This window comes from Actinosynnema sp. CA-299493 (genome assembly GCF_050946825.1).
Taxonomy (GTDB): domain Bacteria; phylum Actinomycetota; class Actinomycetes; order Mycobacteriales; family Pseudonocardiaceae; genus Actinosynnema.
This window is the reverse complement of the sequence record NZ_CP191993.1, coordinates 3,913,051-3,921,948: the sequence shown is the minus strand read 5'-3', so window position 1 is coordinate 3,921,948 and position 8,898 is coordinate 3,913,051. Positions and strand designations below refer to the sequence as shown.

At 71.9% G+C, this 8,898-nt stretch carries 7 protein-coding genes; 1 reads left to right on the top strand and 6 read right to left on the bottom strand.

Annotated elements, in window-relative coordinates; genetic code table 11:
* Positions 1-869 precede the first annotated feature (869 nt).
* From ACQPYE_RS17195 to ACQPYE_RS17185, 3 genes are all read right to left on the bottom strand, one after another.
* On the bottom strand, positions 870-1,748 hold the full coding sequence (locus tag ACQPYE_RS17195) for a hypothetical protein (protein ID WP_498722330.1): 879 nt from the start codon (positions 1,746-1,748) through the stop codon (positions 870-872).
* Between the two features lie 214 nt (positions 1,749-1,962).
* Positions 1,963-2,808, bottom strand: a complete 846-nt coding sequence (locus ACQPYE_RS17190; protein ID WP_498722329.1) for a sugar phosphate isomerase/epimerase family protein — start codon at positions 2,806-2,808, stop codon at positions 1,963-1,965.
* Between the two features lie 315 nt (positions 2,809-3,123).
* Positions 3,124-3,291, bottom strand: a complete 168-nt coding sequence (locus tag ACQPYE_RS17185) for a hypothetical protein (RefSeq protein WP_498722328.1) — start codon at positions 3,289-3,291, stop codon at positions 3,124-3,126.
* A 305-nt stretch (positions 3,292-3,596) separates the two neighbouring features.
* Here ACQPYE_RS17185 and ACQPYE_RS17180 point away from each other — a divergent pair, with 305 nt between their 5' ends.
* A complete protein-coding gene (locus ACQPYE_RS17180) occupies positions 3,597-6,998 on the top strand; it encodes an ATP-binding protein (RefSeq protein ID WP_498722327.1) in 3,402 nt (1,133 codons plus the stop codon).
* A 168-nt stretch (positions 6,999-7,166) separates the two neighbouring features.
* Here ACQPYE_RS17180 and ACQPYE_RS17175 read toward each other — a convergent pair whose 3' ends face one another.
* The 3 genes from ACQPYE_RS17175 to ACQPYE_RS17165 form a co-directional block, all read right to left on the bottom strand.
* On the bottom strand, positions 7,167-7,343 hold the full coding sequence (locus tag ACQPYE_RS17175; RefSeq protein WP_498722326.1) for a hypothetical protein: 177 nt from the start codon (positions 7,341-7,343) through the stop codon (positions 7,167-7,169).
* Between the two features lie 44 nt (positions 7,344-7,387).
* On the bottom strand, positions 7,388-8,014 hold the full coding sequence (locus ACQPYE_RS17170) for a helix-turn-helix transcriptional regulator (RefSeq protein WP_498722325.1): 627 nt from the start codon (positions 8,012-8,014) through the stop codon (positions 7,388-7,390).
* A 313-nt stretch (positions 8,015-8,327) separates the two neighbouring features.
* A complete protein-coding gene (locus tag ACQPYE_RS17165; RefSeq protein WP_498722324.1) occupies positions 8,328-8,690 on the bottom strand; it encodes a hypothetical protein in 363 nt (120 codons plus the stop codon).
* Positions 8,691-8,898 lie beyond the last annotated feature (208 nt).

The window sequence follows — 8,898 nt, the reverse complement described above, 5'->3', positions numbered from 1 at the left end:
CCCCGCACCCGCACCACCCACCGCCGACAACCACGAACTCATCCCATCCCACTCACGCCGCGTCCCCTCCAACACCTGCGACAACTGCGCGACCGCATCCTGCAACACCTCCTCCACACCCTCCTGAACACCCTCCACCAACAACCGCACCATCCACCCCAACCGCTCCACCAACCGACCCACCGCAGCCCGACCCGCCGCCACGATCGACGGCACCAAAAAAGCCGTAAAAGGACTCGCCAACGCCCACCCGATCGAATACGAAAAAAACGCCAACTCCACCACAATCGAATACTCCGCATGCTGCACCTGCACACCCAGGTCATACAACGACGACCCCTGACCCGACACCACCCCCACCAAATCACCCACCACCGAATCAACCCCACCCACAAAACCCCGAAAACCCCGCCCCACAACCCCACCCACACCACCATCCACAAAACCCACAGCACCCGAACCCGCCCCACCCAACCCCGCCACCACCCCCGCCAACCGCACCCACTCACCCGACAACACAAACGCAGCCCGAGAATCCACCTCAGGCAACAACTGCCCCGCCAACAACACCACCAACGCATTAGTGCCATCACTCGCAACCAAATCAACAGGCACGACCCCGACCCCCCGTCAGACCCGCGACTCGAATGACAGGGGAAGGCAAGGGATCGGCGCGCTCAACCGCGCGACGTGCGACACGAGCACGGTCAGCCTCCCCGAACGGCGGCACAGCGGTCCAACGACGCGGCAGTACTGCTGGATCAGTTCAGCGGCCGAGGAGTGACCGGGACAACACCGCCTGCCACGAGTGGTCCGTTGGTGCGACGGCGGACGCCCGTTCAGGCATCCCTGCCCGGCGGGACCGCGGCTCACCACCCGCGCAACCGGCGGCGTTCCACGGCGATGGCCAGGGTGTCGAGGAGGGACACGGTGTCGGGCAGGCTCAGGCACGGCCGCCCGGCGCAGGAGCCGTCGTGGGCCGCTTCGCGCCGGCCGCCCCCGGACAGGGACGAGTCGATGACGATGCCGCAGACGCCGGGCTGCCCCTCGGACACCTGCCGCGCCACCGAGGCCGCCACGCGTTGCTGCCTGGCGAGTTCCGCGCGGCCGGACGCGATCACGAGGCGGTCCGGGAGACCGGCCGCCCCCAGTCGGTCCAGGGCCGTCGCGGTGGCGACGGGGTCGTGGTCGGGGCGGTGGGCGCCGTTGCGCAGCACGAGGTGGGCGGTGCGCCTCATCTGCCGCGACTCGGGGAACAAGCCGACGGGTGGCTCGCTCTCCAGGATCGCCTCCACGGTGTCGCCGAGGTGTTCCGGAACACTCTCCCACCCGACGGGCACGGGCAGCCTCGTCGCCGACCGGCGGTGCACCGGGTCGACCTGGGTTCGGGCGAGGACGTAGGTGACGAGGTCGGCGGAGCGCGCCGCGATGGCCGGTGCTCCCCATGCGACGGCCGTGGCGAGTCCCAGGTGCAGCACCCCGACCAGGAGCCGGCGCGCCACGTGCGCTTCGGCTCGATCGGCCTGCGCGTGCAGCACGACGACCAGTTGGCCGGAGTAGGCGGCCGAGGCGAGGGCGAGCTGCTCGGCGTAGTCCAGCGCCTCGCCGGCCTCCCGGACGGGGCCCGGGCCCGCGATCACGAGGAGCCGGTCGTCCACGCCGGCGAGGACGTGCCGCACCGCGGTGCGGTGGCGGTGCACCAGGGCGGTGATGGAGGGCGGCAGCGGTTCGACCGCGGCGAAGGTCATGGTCACACTCCCGGTGGACGGTGGTGGGAAGCGTGGCCGGGTGGGCGGGTCCTGGAACGGATCGCGTTCGGGGCCGCCGGCACGCGGTCCGAACGCGACGTCGAGGGTCCCTCCGGAACCCGGCTCCACCACTCTCCCGAGAGCCCGGGGCGGTCGGCAACGGTGGCGTCCGGTCGCTGCCCGCGCGGCGGCTCGCCGTGCCCGAAGAGGACCGTCACTCCAGCAGGTCGTCCCCGAGGACCTCGCGCAGGAACTTGATGCTGCGTTCCGCCTCGTCCACGCGGCCGCACTCCACGCTGAGGAAGATCTCGCGATCCAGGGGTTCCAGGACCTCGAAGATCCGCTCCCAGTCGACCATCCCCTCGCCCAGCGCGCAGCCGACCGGCGTGCCGGTGACCAGGCCGCGTTCGTCGGCGCTGTGCTCCTCGCTGATGTCCTTGGCGTGCATGTGGACCACGCGGTGCTTGACCCGGTCCAACCCCTCGTAGAGGTCTTCGAGAGCGGCCAGGTAGAAGTTGCCCGTGTCGAAGTTGATGTTGATCCGGGGTGAGGGCGCGAGGTCGGCGATCGACAGCAGGCCGGCGGAGGTGCAGCTGAACGTGCCGTGCGGCTCGATGCAGACGTCGACGCCGTGCCGTTCGGCGACGAAGCCGGCCTTGGTGAGGGTGTAGCGCATCATCTCGTGGGCGAACGCGTCGTCCATCCAGTCCGGCTTGATCATGTCGTCGGTGTTGACGAACTTCGCGCCGCACGCGGCGGCGAACACGATCGCCCTGGTGAGCCTGGGCACGGCGGCCTCGGGCTTCATGAGCGGGCTGTGGCCGCTGATGCCCGACACCCGCACACCGGCGCGGTCGCAGATCTCCTTCATCAACAAGGGGTCCTCCTCCATCGAGAAGGAGTGGAAGAAGTCCACCTCGCTGAGCAGGTCCCATCCCGTGTGGACCATCGGCTCGACGTACCGGTAGCCGAGTTCGGCCGCCTTCCCGACTCCCCAGCGGAAGCCCTTGGCGGCGTCCTTGATGTACTCCATGTTGAGCGTGGCGCGGTACTTGGCCATGGGACGGACCCCTTTTCTCGCGGTGCGAGTGAACGTCGTCACCGTCCGTGCAGGACGTGTGCCGCAAAGGATCCGCAGATGTGCATGAAGTCTCAACGAACGGTGCTCGGGTTGCCCGAAGGGGAACCCGGACAGTGCACCAAGGGGTACGTCTCCCGGCGCCGCCGCGGTCGGGCGGCGCACCGGCTCCGAGGTGCTCGACGGCGGCGCGGGAGTGGCCGACGTCGAGCACCCGGCGGGCATCGTGGCGCGTCACGCCGGCCAGTCCGGGGGATTCCGCCCGGCGGTACCGCGATGCCTGTCCCGGAGCGGTGGTCAGTCGTTCCGCACCTCTGTGCCGAGGCCGCGGTCGACACCTCCACCTGCGGAGACAGCGCGTTCGGCCGCCGGACCGGGGCCGTGCGGCCCGTCGCTCCGCTCCACCGGGAGGCGTGGGTGCGACCGGTCGGCCGGCGGGTCGTAGTCGAGCCAGGTGGCAGCCATGCGCCCTCTCCGCGTCGAGTGGTCACGCCCGCCGTCCGGGGGAACGGCCACGCGCTGTTCTGTCCACAGGAGTCTCGCCGCAGCGGTCCCGAGGCGTGAAGCCGTCGCCGTGACCGCTGCCCGAACGGGTTGCCGGACTTGCCCGGAGTACTTACCGTCCACATCCGATCAAACACGCAGCGATATCACCCGGACATCGCAGTTCCGAGGAGATCTGGAAGAAACATGCCCGTGTTAGCGTCCGCGAACCAACGGTCTACGAGTACGAGCGCCCCATTGTCCGTCGCAGCCGAATGGACGAGGCTTTGACATCTTCAGAACCGCTCTTCGCGGAACTCCTGGGGCCCGTGCGGGCCGTCCTCGGCGAGACCGAGGTGGACTTGGGCGCCGCCCGGCGGCGCTCCGTCTTCGCCGTGCTGGCGCTGCGCGCCAACCAACCGGTGGCGCTCGACGAGCTGGTCGCCGCGGTGTGGGGTGACGAGCCGCCCGCCAACGCCGAGGCGAGCGTCTACACCTACGTCTCCGGGCTGCGCAGGCAGCTGGAGCCGCACCGGTCCGCGAGGTCGGCGTCCGAGGTGCTCGTGTCGACCGGCTTCGGCTACTCGCTGCGACTGGGTCGGGACGCGACCGACGTGGCGCTGTTCGAGGCGCACCGGCAGCGCGCCGCCTCGTTGGACGCGGAGGGTGCGCTGAAGGAGTTGGACGCCGCCCTGGCCCTGTGGCGGGGTGAGGCGCTGGCGGGTGTGCCCGGTCCGTTCGCCGCGACCCAGCGCGTCCGGCTCGCGGAGCTGCGCCTGGTGACGGCGGAGCGGCGGGCCGAGCTGGCCCTGGGGCTGGGGCGGCACGCCGAGGTGGTGGCCGAGCTGGTCGAGCTGTCCGGCGAGCACCCGCTGCGCGAAGGGCTGCGGGCATTGCTGATGACGGCGCTGCACGGCTCGGGCAGGCACGCGGAGGCGCTGGAGGTCTTCCGCGACACGCGCCGGCTGCTGGTCGAGGAGCTGGGCATCGAGCCGGGCGCCGAACTGGTCGGGCTGCACCAGCGGCTGCTGCGCGAGATCGTCGCGCCGGCCACGACGCTGCGCGTCGTCCTGCCGACCCGCACGCCACCCACCGCGCCGCCCCTGCTGGGCCGTGACCGCGAGGTCGACGTGGTCCGCCGGGTGGTCGGCGAGCTGGCCGAGCACGGCCGGGGCGGGCACGTGTGGCTGGAGGGCGAACCCGGTGTCGGTCGGACGGCGGTGCTCGCCGCGCTGCTCGCGGAGGCCGGGGGGCGCGGCTGCCAGGTCGCCTGGGGCGTGGCCGACGAGCTGGGCGCGGGCTTCCCGCTGCGGGTGGTGCTGGACTGCCTGGAGATCAGCGCCTCCTCCCCGGACCCGCGACGCGCGGCGGTGGCCGAGGTGCTGCTCGACACGACCGCCGAGGTCGACCTCGACTCGGAGCAGGACGCCGTCGAACGGCTGGTCTCGCTGGTGTCGGAGCTGTGCGCGGACGGGCCGCTGGTGCTGGCCGTGGACGACCTGCACTGGTCCGACCGGGTCAGCGCCGTGGTGTGGCACCGGTTGGCACGCCTGGCCCGGCGCTCCCCGCTGCTGCTGGTCGGCACGTGCCACCCGATGCCGCGCAGGGAGGACGTGCAACGGCTGCGGGACGCCGTGCTCGACTCGGGCGGTGAGGTGATCCGGCTCACCCCGTTGAGCGACGACCTGCTCGTGGAGGTCGTGGCGCGGCGCTTGGCCGCCACCCCCTCCCCCGGTCTGCGCAGGCTGGTGGAGGAGGCCGGCGGCAACCCCGCTTACGCGCTGGAGGCGGTGGACGAGCTGGTGCGCCGCGGTGTGGTGCGGGTGCAGGCCGGCGTCGCCGACATGGCCGACGAGGCGCAGGACGGGACGTGGGTGCCGGAGGCCACCTCCACCCACCGGCTGGACTTCCTGTCCCCGGCGGCACTGGAGGTGCTGCGCACCGGCTCCCTGTTCGGCATGGGGTTCGCCATCGGTGACGTGGCGGTGGTGCTGGGCCGCCCGCCGTCGGAACTCGTGGCCCCGGTGGAGGAGGCGATGAGCGCGGGGGTGCTGGCCGAGTCGCACACCGACTTCACCTTCCGCCAGCCGCTGGTCCGCCACGCCCTCTACGAGGGGGTGCTGCTGCCGCTGCGCACCGCGCTGCACCAGCAGGCCGCGCAGGCGCTGTCGGAGGCGGGCGCGTCGGTGGTGCAGGTGGCGCGCCAGCTGGCCGGGGCCGCTCCGGTGGTCGACGCGTGGGGCGCGGCGTGGATCGCCGACCACGCGCGGGACGTGATGCTCGCCGACCAGGAGTTGGCGGTTCGCCTGGTCGGCTCGGTCGCCGATCGGCCGTCGCTCAACGACGCCCAGCGCGACCGGCTGGAGTCGTGCATGGCGTGGCTGAAGTTCTGGCAGGGCAAGCGTCCCGAGAGCGAGGCGCGGTCGGTGCTGGCACGCACCAAGGACCCGCACCTGGCGGCCGAGATGCGGGCCGTGCTGGCGATGCTGTACTCCGGCGAGGGTCGCGACGACCTGGCGCTGGAGACGCTGCGGGCCGCGGTCGAGAACGAGGCGACGCCGGAACCCTGCCGCACGCGGCAGCAGGCGCTGATGGCCGACATCCACCGTTCCGGGCAGGCCGACGTGGAGACCGCCGAGCGCGCCGCGCACAACGCGATCAGCCGGGCGCACAAGGCCGACGGTTTCTCGATCGGCCAGGCGCTGCGAGTGCTGTGGCAGGTCAGCACCGTGCGCCGGGACCACGCCGACGCGCTGGACCGCGTCGACCTCGCGCTGACCATGCTCAACGACCAGCAGGACCTCTACGAGCTGCGGCCGGTGCTGCTGGAGAACCGGGCGTCCACGCTGCAGAACCTGGACCGGATGGACGAGGCCGGGCAGGCGCTGCGCGCGGCGCGGACCCGCGTCCGCCAGGGGCCGAGCCTGGCCTACCTGCGCGCCTACACCGCCGTGTACCTGTACTGGACCGGTCAGTGGGACGAGGCGCTGACCGAGCTGGCGCAGGCGTCGGAGGTGGTCACCAACTACGGGACGCGCGACCACGGTCCCGCGCTGCTGGTGCCGGGTCTGGTGGCGCTCATCCAATCGCGACGGGGGCGGCACGACGTGGCGCGGGCCCAGTTGGCCGGCACGGCCGACCACCCGATCGCCCTGCTCACCGACCAGGAGCACGCCGAGTTCCTGCTGGCCGCGCGGGCGTACGCCGCCGAGTGCGGCGGCGCGGGCCCGGCGGAGGTGTTCGACCACCTGGAGCCGCTGCTGCGCGGCACGGAGGGCAGCACGACGATGCGGCACCAGTGGCTGCCCAACGCCGTGCGCCTGGCCGTGTCGTCGCAGGCGTACGACCTGGCCGAGCGGGCCTACGCGGTGTGCGCCGACGAGGCGGCGAAGGAGCGGGTGCCCGCGAGGGCCCACACGGCCGAGCTGCGCGGTCGCGGCATCCTGCGGGGCGACCCGGAGCCGTTGCGGGCCGCCGTGGCGCGCTACCGCGCGGTGGGCAGGCCGGTGGAGTCGGCGGAGGCGCTGGAGGACCTGTCCGTGGTGCTGGCGGCACGCGGTGCCTTGGAAGAGGCTGAGGCCGCCCACCGGGAGGCCGTGGCCGGGTACTCGGCGCTGGGCGCCGTGGTCGACGTGCGGCGGGCACAAGCCCGGTTGGCCGCCGTGGGCGAATTGCGCGCGACCGGCTGAGCCGGGCGGGGGGTGCGCCCGACGGCCACTTCGGGGGGATGGCCGCCGGGCGCGGTCGGGCGATCGGTGACGATCGGGCCGGTGCGGGAGGGTGTCGGGTCGTCCGCCCCGTCGTCGTGATGCCCAGGTCGGGGACCGGTGCCCGGAGGCGCGGGCACCGGTGGTGGATCAGTGGTCGATCTCGTCGAACGAGCCCTCGATCAGACCGTTGTCGGCCATGCGCCACGCATCCCGGGTCGCGGCGGTGTCGTCCTGGACGAGGTCGGGGACGGCTCGCAGGGCCTTGCGCGCCTCCCACCGCAAGCGGGCCGGCACGTCGTCGGAGTCCAGCAGGAAAGCGCTCATGAGGACCTCCAGGTCACTTGGCGGGTCGAGTCGGTCGTGTGGTGTCAGATCAGGCCGGACCGGACGGCGTACGCGACGGCGTGCGGTCGGTTGCGCAGGTTGAACCGGGTCGTGACGCCGTAGATGACGTTCTTCACGGTCCGCTCGGAGTAGGACAGCTTGAGGGCGATCTCCGCGGTGTCGAGTCCTTCGGCCATCATCCGCAGCACCTGCTCCTCGCGTGCGCTGAGGCGGGACCCGAGGCTGCTCCCCTGCTGCTCCAGCAGTTGGCGTTGAAGCCGCTCGATGTCCTTGAGCAGCACCCCGACCAGGTTCGGCGGCATGACCGCGTCACCGGCGGCGGCGGACAGGACGCTGTAGCGGAGGCGTTCCGCGGTGGTGGCGGACCTGAGCAGCACCGCCACGACGCGGCACTCGACGGCGGTCAGCAGGTGGTCCTCGTCCAGGTCGGTGACGACCAGGACCACGGGAGTTCCGAGTTCGGTCGCGGCGCGCCGCATCCCGCTGATGATGTCGTTGGTCAGGCGGTCGGCCGCCACGACGGCGACATCGGCGACGTGCCGCTGCTCGACGGGCAGCAGGGCCACGTCGGGACAGGATTCGAGGTAGCCCGTCAAACCGGCCAGGCTGAGCGGGTCCACTGCCTGGAGCACCACCTTGATCTTCTGCACTGCCGCCTCCGAAGAACTCGGGTTGTTCTGCCGCAGAGTCTGCTCAACGGTCGCCACAGGCCGTCTGAACTCGGTCTACAGACCCACCACAATTCGCTTCAGAACCCTTGGAGACGGCTTTGAGCAGTGGAGATGCCGAATCGACCGACTTGGGGAGGGATCCAGGTCACACCTGCCGCCAGGTCCCACCGGTGGGTTACCGGGCGGTACCGGCAGGGTCGGGACGCGCGGACGGCCGGAGTGGTGGACACCCCGGCCGTCCAGGAGCGGTGCTGTGCGGTGGTCGAGCGGCGCCCTCGTGGGACGCCGCGGGTCAGTAGGGCAGCTTGCCGTAGGAAGGGCTGAGGAAGGAGCCCCAGGTCTGGATCAGCGTCCGGCCGGAGCCGTAGGTCCCGCCGGCGCTCGACATCCTGGACATGCCGTCGTAGATGCGCCTGTAGCGCAGGTGGACCGACGTGCCCGGCGTGATGTGGAACTCGGTGCACTGCTGGGGCCGCACGTAGCCGCTGGGGAACAGGAACGGGCCGGCCTCGGAGCGCACCTCGTAGTCGCTGCCGTAGTTGCACAGCCTGAAGTTGTTCGACGCGGCCTGCGCGCCACCGGCCGTGCCGAGCGCCGCGACGGCGGCCAGCAGAGACGCGGCGGCCACGAGGACGGCGCGCTTGAGCAGGGTCATGGTTACGGGTGCTCCTCTGGGGTCGGGGCAGGGTTCCGTCAAGGGGGAAACCCTCGGAGCCTCACGTTGCGCCGCCGGGCGCACACCGGACAACGCCGGCAGGGCACCCCTGCCCCATCGCCAAGGGACACCCTGCCCGAACGGGCGTCGGCGCGCGGCCGGGCGCCGATCCGGCGAACACCGCTCGGCTCGCTTACGTCGAGAGATC